This is a genomic window from Lysinibacillus sp. GJ-1 (genome assembly GCF_021166035.1).
GTDB classification, from domain to species: Bacteria; Bacillota; Bacilli; order Bacillales_A; family Planococcaceae; genus Lysinibacillus; species Lysinibacillus sphaericus.
Genome location: NZ_CP088912.1, coordinates 1,755,487 through 1,772,825 on the forward strand (window position 1 = coordinate 1,755,487; position 17,339 = coordinate 1,772,825).

General features: G+C 37.6%; 17 protein-coding genes. 10 read left to right on the top strand and 7 right to left on the bottom strand.

Translation table 11 applies throughout. The features are described from left to right. The first annotated feature begins 2 nt into the window (after positions 1 to 2). The 3 genes from LO754_RS08205 to LO754_RS08215 all read left to right on the top strand — a co-directional run bounded on the left by LO754_RS08205 (position 3) and on the right by LO754_RS08215 (position 3,544). Positions 3 to 812 (top strand): sulfurtransferase, encoded by an 810-nt coding sequence (locus LO754_RS08205; RefSeq protein WP_231785982.1) that lies wholly within the window; start codon positions 3 to 5, stop codon positions 810 to 812. A 161-nt stretch (positions 813 to 973) separates the two neighbouring features. Further along, positions 974 to 1,798 carry an MBL fold metallo-hydrolase gene (locus LO754_RS08210; RefSeq protein WP_231785983.1) on the top strand — a complete coding sequence of 275 codons (825 nt, stop codon included), beginning with the start codon at positions 974 to 976 and terminating at the stop codon, positions 1,796 to 1,798. Between the two features lie 543 nt (positions 1,799 to 2,341). Next, entirely contained in the window at positions 2,342 to 3,544 is a 1,203-nt protein-coding gene (locus LO754_RS08215; RefSeq protein WP_231785984.1) for a malic enzyme-like NAD(P)-binding protein, read from the top strand. Between the two features lie 60 nt (positions 3,545 to 3,604). Here the strand turns inward: LO754_RS08215 and LO754_RS08220 are convergent, their stop codons facing one another. The 3 genes from LO754_RS08220 to gdhA all read right to left on the bottom strand — a co-directional run bounded on the left by LO754_RS08220 (position 3,605) and on the right by gdhA (position 6,734). After that, positions 3,605 to 4,258 (bottom strand): YIP1 family protein, encoded by a 654-nt coding sequence (locus tag LO754_RS08220; protein ID WP_024363408.1) that lies wholly within the window; start codon positions 4,256 to 4,258, stop codon positions 3,605 to 3,607. A gap of 172 nt (positions 4,259 to 4,430) precedes the next feature. Beyond that, the gene (locus tag LO754_RS08225; RefSeq protein ID WP_024363409.1) at positions 4,431 to 5,117 is read right to left on the bottom strand and encodes a phosphoribosylaminoimidazolesuccinocarboxamide synthase; all 687 of its coding nucleotides are present in this window, start codon (positions 5,115 to 5,117) and stop codon (positions 4,431 to 4,433) included. Between the two features lie 243 nt (positions 5,118 to 5,360). Next, positions 5,361 to 6,734 carry an NADP-specific glutamate dehydrogenase gene (gene gdhA, locus LO754_RS08230; protein ID WP_229389329.1) on the bottom strand — a complete coding sequence of 458 codons (1,374 nt, stop codon included), beginning with the start codon at positions 6,732 to 6,734 and terminating at the stop codon, positions 5,361 to 5,363. A gap of 187 nt (positions 6,735 to 6,921) precedes the next feature. On the opposite strand from gdhA, the gene LO754_RS08235 reads away from it, so the two are divergent. The 3 genes from LO754_RS08235 (at position 6,922) to LO754_RS08245 (ending at position 9,562) form a co-directional block, all read left to right on the top strand. Then, positions 6,922 to 7,395: a YaiI/YqxD family protein gene (locus LO754_RS08235; RefSeq protein WP_024363411.1), complete on the top strand. Its 474-nt coding sequence runs from the start codon at positions 6,922 to 6,924 to the stop codon at positions 7,393 to 7,395. Beyond that, positions 7,385 to 8,707 (top strand): D-serine ammonia-lyase, encoded by a 1,323-nt coding sequence (dsdA, locus tag LO754_RS08240; RefSeq protein ID WP_231785985.1) that lies wholly within the window; start codon positions 7,385 to 7,387, stop codon positions 8,705 to 8,707. Before LO754_RS08235 ends, dsdA begins: the two co-directional genes overlap by 11 nt. Before the next feature lie 153 nt (positions 8,708 to 8,860). Then, entirely contained in the window at positions 8,861 to 9,562 is a 702-nt protein-coding gene (locus LO754_RS08245) for a YwqG family protein (protein ID WP_025219183.1), read from the top strand. Between the two features lie 88 nt (positions 9,563 to 9,650). Here the strand turns inward: LO754_RS08245 and LO754_RS08250 are convergent, their stop codons facing one another. Continuing rightward, entirely contained in the window at positions 9,651 to 10,823 is a 1,173-nt protein-coding gene (locus tag LO754_RS08250) for a pyridoxal-phosphate-dependent aminotransferase family protein (RefSeq protein WP_231785986.1), read from the bottom strand. A gap of 206 nt (positions 10,824 to 11,029) precedes the next feature. Then, complete coding sequence (locus LO754_RS08255; RefSeq protein WP_024363415.1) at positions 11,030 to 11,518, bottom strand: hypothetical protein; 489 nt, start codon at positions 11,516 to 11,518, stop codon at positions 11,030 to 11,032. A 449-nt stretch (positions 11,519 to 11,967) separates the two neighbouring features. Here LO754_RS08255 and LO754_RS08260 point away from each other — a divergent pair, with 449 nt between their 5' ends. Further along, positions 11,968 to 13,173 carry an MFS transporter gene (locus LO754_RS08260; RefSeq protein ID WP_231785987.1) on the top strand — a complete coding sequence of 402 codons (1,206 nt, stop codon included), beginning with the start codon at positions 11,968 to 11,970 and terminating at the stop codon, positions 13,171 to 13,173. Positions 13,174 to 13,769: 596 nt separating this feature from the next. On the opposite strand, the gene LO754_RS08265 is transcribed toward LO754_RS08260, so the two are convergent. Further along, positions 13,770 to 14,468, bottom strand: coding sequence for a ferric reductase-like transmembrane domain-containing protein (locus LO754_RS08265; protein ID WP_231785988.1), 699 nt, complete (start codon positions 14,466 to 14,468; stop codon positions 13,770 to 13,772). Between the two features lie 217 nt (positions 14,469 to 14,685). Here LO754_RS08265 and LO754_RS23705 point away from each other — a divergent pair, with 217 nt between their 5' ends. After that, positions 14,686 to 14,814, top strand: a complete 129-nt coding sequence (locus LO754_RS23705; protein WP_435892055.1) for a hypothetical protein — start codon at positions 14,686 to 14,688, stop codon at positions 14,812 to 14,814. Positions 14,815 to 14,850: 36 nt separating this feature from the next. Then, a complete protein-coding gene (locus LO754_RS23710) occupies positions 14,851 to 15,135 on the top strand; it encodes a metal-dependent hydrolase (protein ID WP_435892056.1) in 285 nt (94 codons plus the stop codon). A 118-nt stretch (positions 15,136 to 15,253) separates the two neighbouring features. On the opposite strand, the gene LO754_RS08275 is transcribed toward LO754_RS23710, so the two are convergent. Then, positions 15,254 to 16,075, bottom strand: coding sequence for a squalene/phytoene synthase family protein (locus LO754_RS08275; RefSeq protein WP_231785989.1), 822 nt, complete (start codon positions 16,073 to 16,075; stop codon positions 15,254 to 15,256). Positions 16,076 to 16,341: 266 nt separating this feature from the next. On the opposite strand from LO754_RS08275, the gene LO754_RS08280 reads away from it, so the two are divergent. Next, a complete protein-coding gene (locus LO754_RS08280; RefSeq protein WP_024363420.1) occupies positions 16,342 to 17,076 on the top strand; it encodes an SDR family NAD(P)-dependent oxidoreductase in 735 nt (244 codons plus the stop codon). Positions 17,077 to 17,339: the final 263 nt, after the last annotated feature.

Consider the following 17,339-nt stretch of genomic DNA (forward strand, 5'->3'; position numbering starts at 1 on the left):
ACATGGGAAAAGTGTTCAAAACAGTTGAGGAAATTCAAGTTGACGGTGTCCGTTTTGTAGATGCTCGCTATGATTTACAAAACAAACAATTTGGAAAGCAATCATTTGAGGCAGGTCATGCACCAGGAGCGGTGTATGTTGATTTAGAGCAGGATTTATCGGATATGGAAAGCGAAAACGGCCGACATCCGATGCCGAGTAAGGAAAAGCTTACGTCTGTCTTTCAAGAATTAGGTCTGCGCTACGAAGATCAAATTGTCGTTTATGACCAAGGAGCATCACCGTTTGCACCGCGCGCTTGGTGGATGTTAACCTATGCAGGTTTCCCAAATGTGGTCATTGTCAATGGTGGAGCGACGGCATTGGGAGAAAAAGTGACGTTCACAAAGGATATTGTGAAATATGCGCCGACAACGCTTGATTTGAATTGGCAAGATCATCTGTATGCGCCACGTGAAGTAGTTAAGGCAATTGTTGATGGAGAACAGTCAGCAACGCTATTAGATGCACGAGCTGCTGCCCGTTACCGTGGTGAAGTTGAACCGCTTGATAAAGTGGCGGGTCATATCCCAACTGCTAAAAACTTTGATTGGGAGCAGTTAAAAGTTGAAGGAACACTGCAAGCTAATGATGCGCTTCGTGCGAAGGTTGCACAAGATGAACAGATAGTGGTTTATTGTGGCAGTGGTGTCACAGCATCACCGCTCTACGCAGTACTTGCAGATGAAGGTTATGAAAATATTCAGCTCTATACAGGAAGCTATAGTGATTGGATTACAGCATACGATGTAGAAACTGGAACAAATGAATAATTAGGAGAAGACGTTCACCTTGGTGGGCGTTTTTTTCTTCAGAAATACTTGGCCAGATTAAAATAAATCGCTCATGGGGCTTCAAATGGAAATTTACGCTAAAAATGACTCATCATTCATTTTATGCTACACTTTTTTTACAAAGGGGAAGGGGGAAACATATGTATAAATTAGAGAAAAGTATTGAAATCGAACAACACGGTAACGTGCAATGTGCACATGGTAAAGTAGCTGTTCAAGGTATAGGAATGAGTGTCTATAGCTTTTATGTGGATGGACTCCTGATTGATACAGGTTCTAATTCGCTTGCAGAGGAGTTTCAATCTTTTTTTCGCGAGCTGTCGGTTGAACAGGTTGCGTTGACTCATGCACATGAAGACCATTCGGGCAATGCTGCTTGGATTCAGCAACAACAAAAGATCCCGATTTACGTTCATCGTGAGTCCATTGCCAATTGTGCGGAAGACGGAAACTATCCATTCTATCGTCAGGCGCTCTGGGGACAGCGACCAGCATTTATTGCACAGCCATTTGGAGACACACTTGAAACGAAATCTGCCACTTGGGACATTATTGCGACACCAGGACATACAACAGATCATCTGTCGTTTTACAATCGGGCAACAGGTGCCATGTTTACAGGAGATTTATATATTCAAACGAAGACAAAGGTTGTGCTCGATGAGGAAAACATCGTACATACTTTGGCATCGTTAAAGAAACTATTACATTTTGACTTTGAGCAGGTCTATTGTTGCCATGCAGGTTTTCTTGCGGATGGTCGGGCGAAAATAAGCGAAAAAATTGCTTATTTAGAGGACTTGGAGGGAGAGGTGCGAAAGCTCTATTCCCAAGGCTACACAGACGATGCCATAACGAAAGCCATTTTTCGCCGAGAGTACCCAATCACCAAGGTGTCGGGGGAGCAATGGTCATCCAAACATATTATTACCGCTTTTACTAAGCAATTTAAGCAAGAGTCTTAAAATACATCGCGGGTAAAGCGTGCTACTTCGCGGGTATTTTAGCTCAATCCGCGGGTAAAGCACTCTACTTCGCGGATATTTTAGCTCAATCCGCGGGTAAACTGCACTGCTTGGCAAGTATTTTCCTTTTTAATATGAGTTTGTCCTCGTTCTGAGAGTCCTTGCCGTAAGGACTCTTTTTTCTGTTGTTAAAAAAGTTTGTGAAAAAATGTGAATAAAATGTGGCGGATTTAGATGTAACAATGGATGCGCTTACATGAGTTTGTGAAATTTTTCTCATTTACTGCAGTAAAATACTATGTGAAAAACTGAACAGGTTGATTGCTGTTATAACTACGTTTTTTAAAAGCTGAAAAAGGTTATTTATTATATCAGAATAATTGATTGTGAAATAAATAACAATACAATAAAACGTTATAAACGATAGGAAATATTGATTTATCAAAGAAAATACTGCTTTTTAGAGTTTTTTCATTGACTATGATTTCACAAAGTATTATGATACTGACATACAATAAAACAGAAGAAAAAGGGGCGGATTGAATGGATATTATGAAAAAAGCGTTAGATATGCATGCACAATATAGTGGGAAATTAGAGGTGATTTCAAAAGTACCTGTGCAAGACTCTTATGATCTTAGCCTTGCGTATTCGCCTGGTGTAGCGGCACCTTGTATTGAAATTGAAAAAAATCCATCGCTTGTCTATGACTATACAATGAAGGGCAATATGGTGGCTATTGTATCTGATGGTACTGCGGTGTTAGGGCTAGGGGATATTGGGCCGAAAGCAGCACTACCTGTAATGGAAGGTAAAGCAATTTTATTAAAGCGTTTTGCCAATGTTGACGCTTTTCCACTATGTTTAGATACAAAAAGTACGGATGAAATCGTCAGCATTGTGAAGGCGCTTGCGCCAACATTCGGTGGTGTTAATTTGGAAGATATTTCTGCACCACGTTGCTTTGAGATTGAAGATCGACTACGTCAAGAATGTGATATTCCGGTGTTTCATGATGATCAGCATGGTACGGCAATTGTTGTAGGTGCTGGGATGATAAACGCAAATCGTATTGTGAAGAAGGACGTAGCGACGATGAAAGTAGTTATTAACGGAGCTGGTGCAGCTGGTATTGCCATTTTACGTATCCTTGTACAAATGGGTTATAAAAATATTTATATGTGTGATACAAAAGGAATTATTTATGTAGGCCGTGCGGAAGGCATGAACCCGATTAAAGATGCGGTGGCGCATTTAACAAATCCAGAAAAATTACATGGTACGTTGGATGATGCTCTCGTAGGTGCCGATGTCTTTATTGGCGTATCTGTTGCGAATTTACTAACAGAGGCACATATTGCATCGATGAATGAAAATCCAGTTGTCTTTGCACTTGCGAATCCAAATCCAGAAATTACGTATGAAAATGCGAAAGCGTGGGGTGTTCGTATTATGGGGACTGGTCGTTCTGACTATCCAAATCAAATTAATAATGTCCTAGCTTTCCCAGGAATTTTCCGCGGAGCATTAGATGTACGCGCAACAGATATTAACGAAGATATGAAGTTAGCAGCAGTAGAGGCGATTGCTTCTCTTGTGAGTGATGAAGAATTAACTGAGGAATATATCGTGCCTAAATCATTAGATGAGCGTGTTGTTGAAATTGTTTCACGTGCAGTTAGTGGAGCAGCCGTTGCATCTGGTGTATCTGAGTTATTCCAGCAACAAACCGTCCTTTCGGTATAATGTAAATTGTTATGGTCCAAAAAATCTCCCGCTCTCAATAATTTGAGAGGGGAGATTTTTTTAAATCATACTGATACCGATTATGCCGATGAATATGATAATAAGAAGGATAAATAGTATGACTACACCAACAATTGAAGGAATAAGAACTGTAAAGAATGCCTTCCAATTTGAAAATTGATGTGCTTCTGCTACAACGCCAACTGTAATAACCATAGACCAAATGCTAGTAACAGCTGTCATAAGTATTGACGGCCAAAAAATCCAAGGGGCTGATTCCATGTAGTTAGCATCCATTAAAGACTCAGGTGATGTAAATAGCCATATTAAGTAGAATGGAATAAGCGCAATAAATGGTACACCCGCTAAACTCAATCCTTTAAACATTTCGGAAAACGTTGCACTACCTTTAAATAATTTACCGACTAACCAAAAAATTAGGGTAGAAAACGCTGTACCAATAATTGCTGAAATCGGTGCTAAAATCACACAGAATAGCACGATAATCCAAGGGGATACATCAAGTAAAAAATTACTATCTATAAGACCAGTAAGCATAGCTCCAATATAGGCAATGGACATAACAAGAATTGCATAACCGATTGATTTGGCATCAATCATATAGCGAGCAGTTTGCTTTGGATGCATCCAAGTAGACAGAAACGGATTCACTTTAGACCTTTCTTGTTGCGGTGTTTCATTATAGTTTTCCATTAAAGTACCTCCAAAGATGATAATATATGTTTCTATTCAATATACGAGTGAAGTGGTAAAAGGTTTCAAAAAAATTGTTAGATTGGAAATTTTGGATTGAATGTAAAAAATATTACTACTACACACTAAAAAACCCCCTCAATGCGTTGGTTGCATGAAGGGGAATTCGTGATTAGTCAGCTAACATAATTTTTTCAAGCTCTAATGGCTCAATATATTGTTCACCTTTGTAAGCGCGCATATTGCCGCCAGAGATTTCATCAATTAATAATATTTCATTTGTTTGTGCGTCACGACCGAATTCTAATTTAATATCGTATAGTTTTAAGCCTTTTTTCGCAAGCTCTGCACCAACAAATTTAGAAATTTCAATTGTGCGTTGTTTTAAAATAGCATATTCTTCATGTGTTAACAGGTTTAACATCGCTAAAGCATCTTCAGAAATTGGAGGATCTAGACGATCATCATCTTTGATTGTTACTTCTACGAAAGAGTCTAAAGGTTGTCCTTCTTGTACGTAAGCACCATAGCGACGTAGGAAAGAACCAACAGCTTTGAATCGGCAAATGACTTCTAACCCTTTTCCAAAAACAGTTGCGGGCTTTACAGTCATTGTAGCATCATCGAAGTTTGCGTCTACGTAGTGAGTAGGGACACCTTGTTCGTTTAGTTTTGAGTAGAAATAAGAAGTTAGGCGAAGACCTGCAAGACCTGCACCATCAATTGTTAAACCAACAGTATTTGCGCCCGGATCAAATACGCCATTTTCACCAGTTACATCATCTTTAAATTTTAATAAATAATGACCATCTTCTAATTTGAACACATTTTTCGTTTTACCTGTATACAATAATTCCACAAAAAACCCTCCAATATTTCATAGTACACAATAATTATAACACGAATGTTTTAAATATATAGTATAAATAATGTTCGTTTTAATCTTTGTTATACTTATTTTTTCACATATATTCTACAAAAAAATAAGATGATAACGAATGTTCGTTATCATCTTAAGTGAAATTAAGAAGATTCTAAATTTTATCAATAGATTCTAGTTACTAGATGCTAGAACGATTGAATAAATTGTAAAAGGATTTTATTAATATACGCCTTCAGATAGCATACCATCAGCAACTTTAATAAAGCCAGCGATGTTTGCTCCAACAACTAAGTTGCCTGGGTAACCGTATTTATCAGCAGCAGCTTTACTATCTGCGTAGATATTTTTCATAATTTGGTGTAACTTCGCATCTACTTCTTCAAATGACCAGAATACACGGCTTGAATCTTGTGCCATTTCTAGTGCAGATACAGCAACACCACCAGCATTTGCTGCTTTAGCAGGACCAAATAATACGCCAGCATTTAAAAATTCGTTAATTGCTTCAAGGTCAGATGGCATGTTAGCACCTTCACCAACTGCTTTTACACCGTTTGAGATTAATGTACGAGCAGCGTCGCCATTGATTTCGTTTTGTGTAGCACATGGAAGCGCGATATCACATGGAATTGACCAAATTCCTGTACAACCTTCTGTAAATGTAGCATTTGGACGGTAATTAACGTAAGTTGATATACGGTCACCTTTTACTTCTTTAATTTCTTTAACGGCATCAAGATCTAAACCTTCTGGATCATAGATATAGCCTGAAGAGTCAGAGCACGCAACTACTTTAGCACCATAAGCTTGAGCTTTTTCAATTGCATAAGTCGATACATTACCAGATCCAGAAACGACAACTGTTTTACCTTCAAAAGAATCATTTGCATCTTTTAACATTTCTTCTACAAAGTATACTGTACCGTAACCAGTTGCTTCTTTACGAGCTAATGAACCACCATAACCAGGAGTTTTACCTGTTAATACGCCAGATTCATTTGCTTTTGTTAAACGTTTGTATTGACCCCATAGATAACCCACTTCACGAGCACCTACACCGATATCACCAGCAGGAACATCGACATCTGGCCCAATATGACGGTATAATTCAGTCATGAATGCTTGGCAGAAGCGCATGATTTCTGAATCGGATTTACCTTTTGGATTAAAGTTAGATCCACCTTTACCACCACCGATTGGTTGACCAGTTAAAGCGTTTTTAAAGATTTGCTCAAAACCTAAAAACTTAATAATTGATTCGTTTACAGAAGGGTGGAAACGAAGTCCACCTTTGTAAGGACCCATTACATTGCTGTATTGAACGCGGTAACCACGGTTCACTTGTACTTGGTTGTTATCATCTTGCCAAGCGACACGGAATGAAATGATGCGATCTGGCTCAACGATACGAGAAAGAATATTTGCTTTAATATATTCAGGGTGTTGTGCAAATACAGGCACTAATGAAAGGAAAATTTCTTCAGCTGCTTGTAAAAACTCCGCTTGATGGCTATTTTGTTGTTTTAGTTGCTCGAACACGCCGTCAACGTATTCTTGTGCTAATTGTTCATTGCTTAAAGTTGTTGTTGTCATAATGAAAACCTCCAAATTGGTTGATAGGTGTATCGTATATCTATTTTTCACACTATTCAATAAAATACTTTTTCCAAGTTGGATAAGTTTGTGAAAAAATGAGCAAACAGGGTCGAGAAAATATTATATTAAAATAATATAAAGGTACTTGATTTATCTAATAATGAGAAGGGAATGATGCCTTATTGTGAAGGTATTAATTGATGCTGATGCCTGTCCAGTCGTGGATTTAGCGCTATCTATATCATCTGAGTTTGAGATTGAAACTATCTTGTTTTGCGATACATCACACCGTATTGAACGTGATAATGTAATAACAATTATTGTACCAAAGGGTCCAGATTCGGTTGATTTCACGCTAGTGAATGCGCTTTCAAAACATGATATTGTTATTACACAGGATTACGGTTTAGCGGCCATGGTGTTGGCACGTGGAGGTTATCCAATCGATCAAAATGGCAGGGAAATGTCTAATGAAAATATCGAACGTTTGCTCGATATGCGCCATGTTGGGCAGAAAATTAGACGTGCTGGAGGACGAACCAAGGGACCTAAAAAAAGAACGAAAGAAAATAATATGCTGTTCGAAATGAAATTTCGACAAATTTGTGAACGAGCAATTTTAGCGCAAAAAATGGAGGAATCAGCAGATGGAAAATGACCTAAAACACGAATTATTTCACCAATATCCACTATTAGAAACGATAAAAAATCGGGAGACTGTATTTTGGGAGAATACAAAATGGACGAAAAAGGCAAAAACAACACTCTTTTCTAACGAAGAGGTTAAAGATGCGGAAGAAACGCTGCAACGCTTTTCTTCCTATTTAATTATTGCTTATCCTGAACTATTACACAGTAAAGGGCTGATTGAATCGCCTATTCAACAAATTGCACAAATGAAGAAGGCACTCGAGAGAATGTTCGCACTATCCATTCCAGGTAAATTCGTTTTAAAATGTGATCACACGTTGCCTATCTCTGGCTCCATCAAAGCTCGTGGTGGAATCTATGAAGTTTTAAAGCATGCAGAGCGTTTGGCAATTGCTAATGGTATGTTAACAATAGAAGATGATTATGCGGTGTTCGCCACTGAAGAACTACGGACGTTTTTTCAGCAGTATACGATTGCCGTAGGTTCAACTGGTAATTTAGGGCTCAGTATCGGCATAATGGCTAAAAAATTAGGGTTCAATGTCGTTGTACATATGTCTAGTGACGCAAAAGAGTGGAAGAAAGCGTTGCTAAGAGAAAAAGGTGCAACGGTTATTGAATATAAAGCAGACTATAGTGTTGCTGTAGAACAGGGGCGTCTGGAAGCTTCACAAAATCCAATGTGTCATTTTATTGATGATGAAAATTCAAAAGATTTATTTGCTGGCTATGCAGTAGCAGCAAAACGCCTAAAAGTCCAGTTAGAAAAGACAAACATTCAAGTGGACAAAGCACATCCATTGTTCGTTTATTTACCATGTGGGGTAGGGGGTGGACCTGGTGGGGTTGCATACGGTTTACGTGAAATATTCGGGGAGCATGTTCATATCTTCTTTGCGGAGCCAACTGCCTCACCTTGTATGATGATTGGGCTTATGACAGGCTTACATGATGAAATCAGTGTAGAGGATATTGGCTTGGACAATCAAACAGAAGCAGACGGTCTTGCTGTAGGGCGTGCTTCTAAATTTGTAGGAAAAGTGATGGAATCGTATATTAGCGGTTGCTATACTGTAAAAGATGAAGAATTGTTTATGTCCCTTGCTTTAGCAATGGAAAGTGAAGGGGTATTTTTAGAGCCTTCTGCACATGCGGGAATGTTTGGTCCCATTCATTTGCTAAAGAACGGACAAAGCTATATAGAAAAGCATCATTTACAGGATAAAATGGAACAAGCTACACATCTTGTCTGGGCAACAGGGGGAAGTATGGTACCACAAGAGATGCGAGAAGAGTACATGGCGAAGGTGAACATGTAGCAAAAATAAATAATGAAAAACAGTTAATGATAAAATGATGAGTAAAGTCAATAAAAAGACAGATATGCTCTGTTAGAGTGGTATGTGTCTTTTTATTTTGCAGGATGTTAATTAGGAAATTATTTTTAGTTAATAGGAAAGGATTGAACGTTATTGAAGGATTCATTAAAGCAGGCGATTATTTTACAAGCAGTAGAGGAGTCAGTTACTTATACGGATAGTAAATTAGGTGGAAGACCGTATTGTAAATTAGGTGATGACTTCCCAGTACATAGTAGTGGCATACCGTATATGTTTATAGCACAGCTTAATTTTGCAAAGCTACCTAAGCTAAAAGATTATCCACAGCAAGGGCTTCTACAGTTTTTTGTGTTGGCGGATGAAGATTATGGTGTTGACAAGGATGGCTATTATTGTCGGTATTATTCGGACTTTGATCCCTCTCATGATATCGAGCCATTTTCAGATGAAGAAATGGAGTATGAGCTATGTGAACCGATTATTTTTGGGGGTCCTTATGCATTGAAGGCAACATTACTTCAAGAGCTAGTACCGTATACGGATCCTCGCTCCGTTCATTATGACTTACCAATAGAGAATCCTGCTTATTCAAAGTACTTTGATGAAACAGATGGTAGTGGAACGAAAATAGGTGGCTATGCATTTATGGATAAAAATAGCTTTGATGAAAAAAATAGCAATGCTGAGTTACTATTTCAATTAGATATGGAAGGTAATGCCAAAAAAACATATGCTATGATAGCAGACTCGGGTACATTACAATTTTTTATAGAACGAGATTCGTTAATTGCAAAGGATTTTACTCAACTTTATTATTATCTTTATAGTCTGTAAGAAAATTGTCTAGATAAGAAAAAATGTTAGAACGACTTTAGTCAATCTAACATTTTTTCTCTTTTGTCCAAGCTCATAGGTCAGCTAATTAGGGGCTTGTAATCGTATTCACCTGTGCGGCTAAAAACACTTTATGTGCTGCGCTGACACCTGCACCTGGCTCAAAGTCATAGGCAAAGTCTTGCAATGCCGCTTCCATTAAAGAAACGGCTTGTAAAATATCGCTAGGGAAGCAGTAGCCCATATGCCCAAATCTAAAAATTTCCCCTTGTAAAGGCCCAAGACCACCAGCAAAATCTAAATGATAGTGTTGTTTAAGGTGATGTAAAAACGCATTTAATGCAATACCTTTTGGCGCCATGATAGCAGTAATCGTTGGTGAAGCGAACTCATCCGTTGTCAATAATTCCATGTCAAGAGCTTTCATTGCACTGCGCACCATATTTTTCATCAATTCATGGCGTGCAACAGTGTGAGCAAAGCCACCTTCTTCTTCAATGAGTTTACATACTTCACGTAATCCATAAATAAGTGTGATGGTAGGGGTATTTGGTGTCATCCCTTTGTGAGCCCAGTCACGATAGCTCAATAAATTTAAGTAATAAGATGGCATAGTATTTTCTTCGATAACTTTCCAAGCTCTGTCACTAACGCTAACGAGAGAAAGCCCAGGTGGAAGCATCATCGCCTTTTGCGAGCCTGTTACGAGGATATCAATTCCCCATGCATCCATCTCAGCAGGAGCTCCACCAATACAGCTTACGCCATCAACGATAACTAACGCATCGCTTTCTTCACGCACGACTTGTGCTAACGCTGCAATGGGATTTAAAATACCTGTTGACGTTTCGTTGTACGTAATAAAAACAGCTTTAATATGCTGTAGAGGTTGTAAAAAAGTACGCAACTCTTCAGCTGTGCATGCTTGTCCCCATTGTTTTGCTAGCTTATGTACGTTAAAGCCATATTTTTCGCAAATTGAAACGAAATAATCTCCAAAAGCTCCTACGGTAATGACAACAACATCATCGCCCGCATTAACGGTATTGACAGCAGCAGCCTCTAGTGCTGCTGTGCCACCAGATGGAAGCAATAATATGTCCTGCTTCGTGCCGAAAACAGCTTTCACTAGCTCTGTCGTTTCACGATATAGCTCAACAAATTCATTGCTTCGATGGCTGAAGATATCTCGGTTCATCGCAAGTTGCACTTTTTTAGGAATCGGTGTAGGTCCTGGATGTCTTAAAATATTTTCATACATAAATAAATCCCCTTTGTTTAAAAATTAGAAATTCTAAATTTTCTAACTATAATATAGCATATTCATCTGGAACGCTGGCTTCATTTTGGAAAAAATATTGGAAATAGGAGGGGATATGAACAGAAACGACAAGATATAAGCACAAAAAAATCCGCTTTCCGTCTTGCTGGACGAAAAGGGATTTAAAGAGGCTCTTTACACTACAACTATACGATAAATGGTCGCTTCATACGCATTAAGCCGTAGATAGCATAGAATAAGCCACATGTAATAATAGATAAAATAATGTAGAGAACGGCTTTTCCAGACTCACCAGTCCAGCGGAATAGAAGACGATATGTGTAGTAAACCCAATAGCCGAACATAACAAGTGAAGCAATAAATCCAACTAATGGGACGAACGAAATGATAAATAATGCTGCATAAATGAATGTTGTTTTTTTCGCTGTTGCACGGATTGTCGCATCATCATCACCATTGGCGGTAAGTAGAAATAAACTATAAATATTGATAATTGGAATCCATGCTATATAAGCTACATCGCTAAAACCGTTTGTTTTCGAAGCCATAAAATAAATAAGTGCATTCACAACGTACCCAACAATTAACATGCCCAATAATACGAAAAAGAAAACCACCATGAAACCACCAAAGACTGCATCATAATCACTATAATACGGATCATAATAATTCATTAAAACTCTCCCCTTTCAACACGTTTATTAGAGCACATAAAATCCACATCATTTCCCAAGAAATATCGTAATAGTCCTATAAAAATGGACTAATTACTTTAGGGAACATTAAATCACTTTATGATATCATCCAGTTCAACATGCTCTGTAAGTAAATAAAAAAACAACTATTTTTTATAAATATCGGTATAATTGTAAGCAAGATTTATTGTATGGAAAATAAAAATATAGAAAAATAAGTTATTCACTATAAAAATTTGATAAATCTAAATCCCCCTGATTTATCTTCTAGCAGAAGGAGACCGTTTGTATGAATCGTCCAATTTAAAAATCGCTCATTTTAATGAATGGTATTTCGTTAAAAATGGGGGAGGCAAGTTTCATGAATCGTCCAATTTAAAATCGCCCATTTCAATGAATTTATTTTCTTAAAAAATGGGGGATAGTTTATGAAATTGAGTAGAAATTTTTGGTTATTACTTGTAGGGCAGTCACTTGCCAATATAGGTGACGTTTTATATATCGTAAGTGTTATTCATATCATTTATCTTTTAACGGGATCAGCTATTGCCGCATCCTTTGTGCCATTTACGATTGCAACATCGATGTTTGTGTCCAGTATATTGACGCCGCTTTTGTTCGAGAAGGTAAATTTAAAGTGGTTAATGGCAGGTTCGCAAATCGGAAAAACGTGTTTATTATTTGCTTTAGGGCTATTGTTAGTTAGCATCTCCACAACAAATTTTTACCTGTTGTTTATTGTCATCAGTATGATTGCATTTCTTGATGGCTGTGCCAACCCAATAAGACAGACATTGGTTCCTCATTATGTGAAGGATGAACAATTATTGAAAGCAAATGGCATAGATGAAGGAGTCACGCAATTTATTCAATCCATTATGTGGTTTGTAGGGAGCCTATTTTTACTTGTTCTCAGCTCTCAGCAACTTATTTGGGTTGTGGGGTGTTTGTTTGCTATAGCGAGTTTTGTATTATCTTTATTAGAAAATGTAGACCAGCCATCACTCGAACAACAAGGGAAAATAGATCAGGTTGTTAAGGGCTGGAAAACATTGTGGAATACCCCTTTGTTACGTCAAATCGTATGGATTGATATTCTTGAAACCATTGCGGGTACTGTATGGATTGCAGCCATTATATTGGTATTTGTCCATGATGCTTTGCATGTTGACAAGCGGTGGTGGGGCTTTATCAATGGCATATATTTTGTGGGATTAATAGTGGGCAGCATTTATTGTGTGAAATATAGCGCATCCATTGAAAAGAACATAGCGCAAGTGATGGTGATTGGATCATTATTTACGTGTTGTGCCACTATTTTATTTAGTGTCAACAGCATGCCAAACATTGCATTATTTTTAACTTTTTGTGTGGGGCTTTTTGGGCAAATAAAGAGCATCCCACAACATACCGTTATTCAAACAAGTGTTTCAAGAAAGGAATTATCTGCTGTTTATACGGCTTTAAGCGCTATCTTAACGGGGGGATTTGGCATTGCCTCTTTAGTAATGGGCATAATAGCAGATGTATTCGGCATAAGAATAGTATTTATGATTTCGGGTCTATTACTAGCAATAGTAAGTATCCTAATCGGTAAAAATAGGCAGTTGTTTGTAATCAAAATGAATCAATAATAAAGAGGCTTACATCTCTTCTATGGGATGTAAGCCTCTTTTATTTGGAAATAAGGCTATTATTTAAATTTAAAAGCTTCAAAGTTGATATCGATATCGTTAGTGCTAGATTGTTTAAACTGTTTTGTAAAACGTTTTACCATTTTTCATATTACACATAAAGATACTCGTATGGGCACTGAAACATCATCAAATGTCAGCCTGTCCATAGTAGTCGTATCAATAAAATTCACTTTGAAATGTTTATTGTTTTCTGCATATTTTTGCAAAAGATCTTTGTGAATCGCATCGTTGTGCCCACGGTAAGTGTAAAATAATTCAATGTCTCGATCGGTAGGATTAGATTGTAAATATAAAAAAGGTGTAATACCTACACCGCCTGCTATCCAAATTTGCTGCTGATAACCTTTGTCAAAGTCTAGATGACCATAGTTTTCAACGGCTACTTTTGAATCTAATTGTATCAGTGCATTGACCTTTTTAGTAAAATCTCCAAGTGCTTTAATCGTTACATATATTTTTTGCCCATCTCCACCTGAAATAGAGAAGGGATGTGGCGCTTTTTCTAGCCCCGTTTGGAAAATTTTTAAAAAGATTTATTGGCCATTTTGATAACTCAGTTTGCGATCTAAAGTTAATTCTAATTCAACAGCACTGTCACCTAATTTCCGAATGCCTGAAACTTTACCCGTATGTTTAAAGCGCATGTCCTGATACATTGTCAGCATGTACAGAGCGGACATAGTCCCGACAATAGCAGTAATGGCCGTAAATATCCCTAAAGGTGTCGGTTGAAATAAATCATATCTACTTGAGAAGTATGCATGGTAAAGACCTAATGCATAAGGAATTAGCAATAGGCGGTGGATATAGCGCCAATGCTCATATTTTAGAAATTTAGCAAATAATGCTATCACTATAAGTCCGATAAAGCCATTTTGCGCCAGCTCTCCAAGTTCTTTTGCAAATTCACTCAGCGGCGTTTCAATAGCTGGGTCTCCATGAGGGACCAAATCCTGTAATTGGCTGTGTAGAATGACCAACCCTAATGACAAAATCGCCAAATATTTATGGTACATATAAACATATTCTAAGCCGTGAAACCATTTTTCAAGAATTTTCACTCGTGTTGCTAATAAAAATACTAGAAAAAATCCAGTAATCGCCAATCCGCCGACGATGTGACTAAGCTTATTTAACACATGTATCGTTTCAATCGGAGTGGCAAAATACCATAGTAAGCCGCTGCCACACATTGTTATTAAAATAAATAGCATTCCTTTATACGATTTCATATTAACCTCCAGTAATCATTTTTCTCTCTCGACATACTAGATATACACTAAGTTACTGAATTATTTCTGATATTTTGATGTTCGTGTAATAAATTTTTAAAAAGATAGAACGTTGTAAAATAAAAACGTATGTTTGGAATGTATGTTCTATTTTAATGAGGAATATGGTACAGTAGAAAAGTAGCACGTTTAATACATAAAAGGTGAGGTAGATATCATGCAAGGGAATACACATATTGTTGGAGGCATCACAGCTAGCCTTGCTTTTGCACAAATTTCGAATGATAATCCATTTGTATTAGTAGGAGCGTACTTGGCATTACTTCCAGATGCACGGAGGAAGTAAAATCGAGGAAGTAAAACCTTTCCTCTTATTTCAAAAATGGTAAACAAGCTATTTGGACATCGCTCTTTTACACATAGTTTATTGTTTGTGGTTCTTGTCGCGCTATTGTTACAGACAATTATTCCATATCCGTCGATTGTGGCGGGACTTTTAATAGGGATGTCGAGTCACATTATATTGGATATGGGAACGAAAGGGAGTGAAGCTTTTCTTTCCGTTCAACATGTCGGTTCGTTTTCCACTAACAACAAGAACAGGTGGAAAAGTAGAAAAGATTGTATTTACATTATTATCTGTACTTTCGCTATACTTGAGCTATGAGCTGATTAGTCGATTTATCAGCGAAATATAAAAGCAAAGCCCTTGTCTTAAGCTTACTTAAGACAAAGGCCTATGCATTTTTATAAATTGAAGTGAATTGTTTGGGTGTCAGGCACCTCTATTCTCCTTGCACTTCTTCTACTGTTTGCTCCACTTCTGCGCGTGTCATTTTTTCACGACCTTCTTGCATCGCTTTTAATGTTTTGTGCGCTAGCGCAAGTGGGAGTCGGCAGAACAATAGAATGGTACGCTTATTAATAGCCTCTATATAAAGGTCTGCTTTGGCTAAGTTTTCCTCTGCATAGGCAAATAAATCTTCTCGTGTCCAACCGTCCGGCACGAAGCTTACACCACGCTCATCTAAATCTTCATGCTGGTTACGTAAAATATTGACGGCTTGAAGTCCGCGACCATAGCCAATCGCTAAATCACGATCTGTTTCAATGCCTGCACCCCACGCCCATAACTCTGACAGCATTGTTCCAACGAGACCTGCCACATAGTATGTATAGTCATCCAAATCTTCACGTGTATGCACTTGCCAGTTGGCTTTTGCCCATTTTCCCATGCCATAAGCCATTTCACTTGTAGAAGCTTGGACAATTTTTCGAGATCCATCTGGACAAAATGTTAACCAATCTGCTAGGCGAAGGGAAACTTCCGGCAGTTGATCGGCATATGGAGCTAATAAGGTTTGATATGCTTCAGCATCGAATTCATTTTTTAATAATTCACTTATTGCTGAAAGTAAATCAAACTTCACATCATTCGATAGCTTTTCATGGTCTTCAATTTCGTCAATGGCACGCATCGCTAAATAAGCAGCGGCAACAGACATTTTTAAATCATTTTTTAAAAAAGTAATAGGTATATAAAATGTGCGACTCGTTTCTTTTAAAACATGCATCGCTTCTTTATAAAGTGTTTTTTGATCTTTCACTTGTATTCCTCCGTTCAAATGGTCAAGCCTCTATCTATATCGTATCGCAAAACAGGAGAAAGATAAAACAGATTGTTTAAATTCTAGTCATAATCTTTGAAAACACTTCAAATATATGATAAAGTTTAATAGTAAACTATTTAAAGCTATACAGTATTTGAATATCGGTATTAGTTTTAAAGTACTTGGTGACTGTTGGTATAAAAAGATACGTTACAGCGCTTAAGACGCTTAGGCGAAATAGAACAGAGAGGAAGTTTTTATTTATGGGTCGTTTAGACAACAAAATTGCAATTATTACAGGTGGCGCATCAGGTATGGGTGCTTCAATGGCAGAATTATTCACGAAAGAGGGCGCAATCGTTATTGCTGCGGATATTAACGAAGAAAATCTAGCTAAAATTTCTGAATTAGAAAATGTGGAAGGTATGAAATTAGATGTTTCATCTGATGAAAACTGGGCTGCATTTACAAAAGCAGTTATTGAAAAATACGGTCGAATTGATATTTTAATCAACAATGCTGGTATTTCTTCGCAAAAATCTCCACAAGATATTACAGACCAAGATTGGGCGATTATGCACAAAATCAACTCATTCGGTCCGTTTTTAGGAATTAAACACGTTTCTAAATACATGAAAGAGGCAGGTAAAGGCTCAATCGTTAATACATCTTCATACACAGCTATTATCGGTTCTGGCTTAAATTCATATACAGCATCAAAAGGTTCTTTACGCGCCATCGCACGTGCTGCGGCTGCTGAATTAGGAAAATCTAATATTCGTGTAAACACAGTATTCCCAGGTGTAATTGAAACACCAATGACTGCGAACATCGGTCAATTCAAAGAAGCAATGGATATGTTAGTTCGTGCTACTCCAATGGGTCGTCTTGGCCAACCAGAAGAAGTTGCCAATGCTATTTTATTCTTAGCATCTGATGAAGCTTCATATATTACAGGTGGCGAACTAGTAATTGATGGCGGATATTCTGCACAATAATTATGTTTGCTTGTTAGAATTCATACGATTTCAAAAAGAGTTCACTGTTTTGACAGGGGCTCTTTTTTTACATAAATTTCTATAATTTGTTTAATTTATCTATTTAACGAGCTTTTTTTCATGTTATTTTACATGAAAGTTTGCCAAGTTATTGCACAATCATTTCAACAGCGGTAAAGTTTAGGGAGAGCGAATATTCAATTATGCCTCGGCGTAATGATCGCTGACCTTTCGCTTTCGCGCAAAATAAAGTGCGTCAGGAT

What these genes read in the sequence shown, in the direction of transcription:
- LO754_RS08210 (WP_231785983.1), top strand. Translation starts at nt 974, where the DNA reads ATGTATAAATTAGAGAAAAGTATTGAAATCGAACAACACGGTAACGTG.
- LO754_RS08250 (WP_231785986.1), bottom strand. Translation starts at nt 10,823, where the DNA reads ATGTATGAAAATATTTTAAGACATCCAGGACCTACACCGATTCCTAAA.
- LO754_RS08205 (WP_231785982.1), top strand. Translation starts at nt 3, where the DNA reads ATGGGAAAAGTGTTCAAAACAGTTGAGGAAATTCAAGTTGACGGTGTC.
- LO754_RS08280 (WP_024363420.1), top strand. Translation starts at nt 16,342, where the DNA reads ATGGGTCGTTTAGACAACAAAATTGCAATTATTACAGGTGGCGCATCA.
- LO754_RS23710 (WP_435892056.1), top strand. Translation starts at nt 14,851, where the DNA reads ATGGTAAACAAGCTATTTGGACATCGCTCTTTTACACATAGTTTATTG.
- gdhA (WP_229389329.1), bottom strand. Translation starts at nt 6,734, where the DNA reads ATGACAACAACAACTTTAAGCAATGAACAATTAGCACAAGAATACGTT.
- LO754_RS08265 (WP_231785988.1), bottom strand. Translation starts at nt 14,468, where the DNA reads ATGAAATCGTATAAAGGAATGCTATTTATTTTAATAACAATGTGTGGC.
- LO754_RS08255 (WP_024363415.1), bottom strand. Translation starts at nt 11,518, where the DNA reads ATGAATTATTATGATCCGTATTATAGTGATTATGATGCAGTCTTTGGT.
- LO754_RS23705 (WP_435892055.1), top strand. Translation starts at nt 14,686, where the DNA reads ATGCAAGGGAATACACATATTGTTGGAGGCATCACAGCTAGCCTTGCT.
- dsdA (WP_231785985.1), top strand. Translation starts at nt 7,385, where the DNA reads ATGGAAAATGACCTAAAACACGAATTATTTCACCAATATCCACTATTA.
- LO754_RS08215 (WP_231785984.1), top strand. Translation starts at nt 2,342, where the DNA reads ATGGATATTATGAAAAAAGCGTTAGATATGCATGCACAATATAGTGGG.
- LO754_RS08260 (WP_231785987.1), top strand. Translation starts at nt 11,968, where the DNA reads ATGAAATTGAGTAGAAATTTTTGGTTATTACTTGTAGGGCAGTCACTT.
- LO754_RS08220 (WP_024363408.1), bottom strand. Translation starts at nt 4,258, where the DNA reads ATGGAAAACTATAATGAAACACCGCAACAAGAAAGGTCTAAAGTGAAT.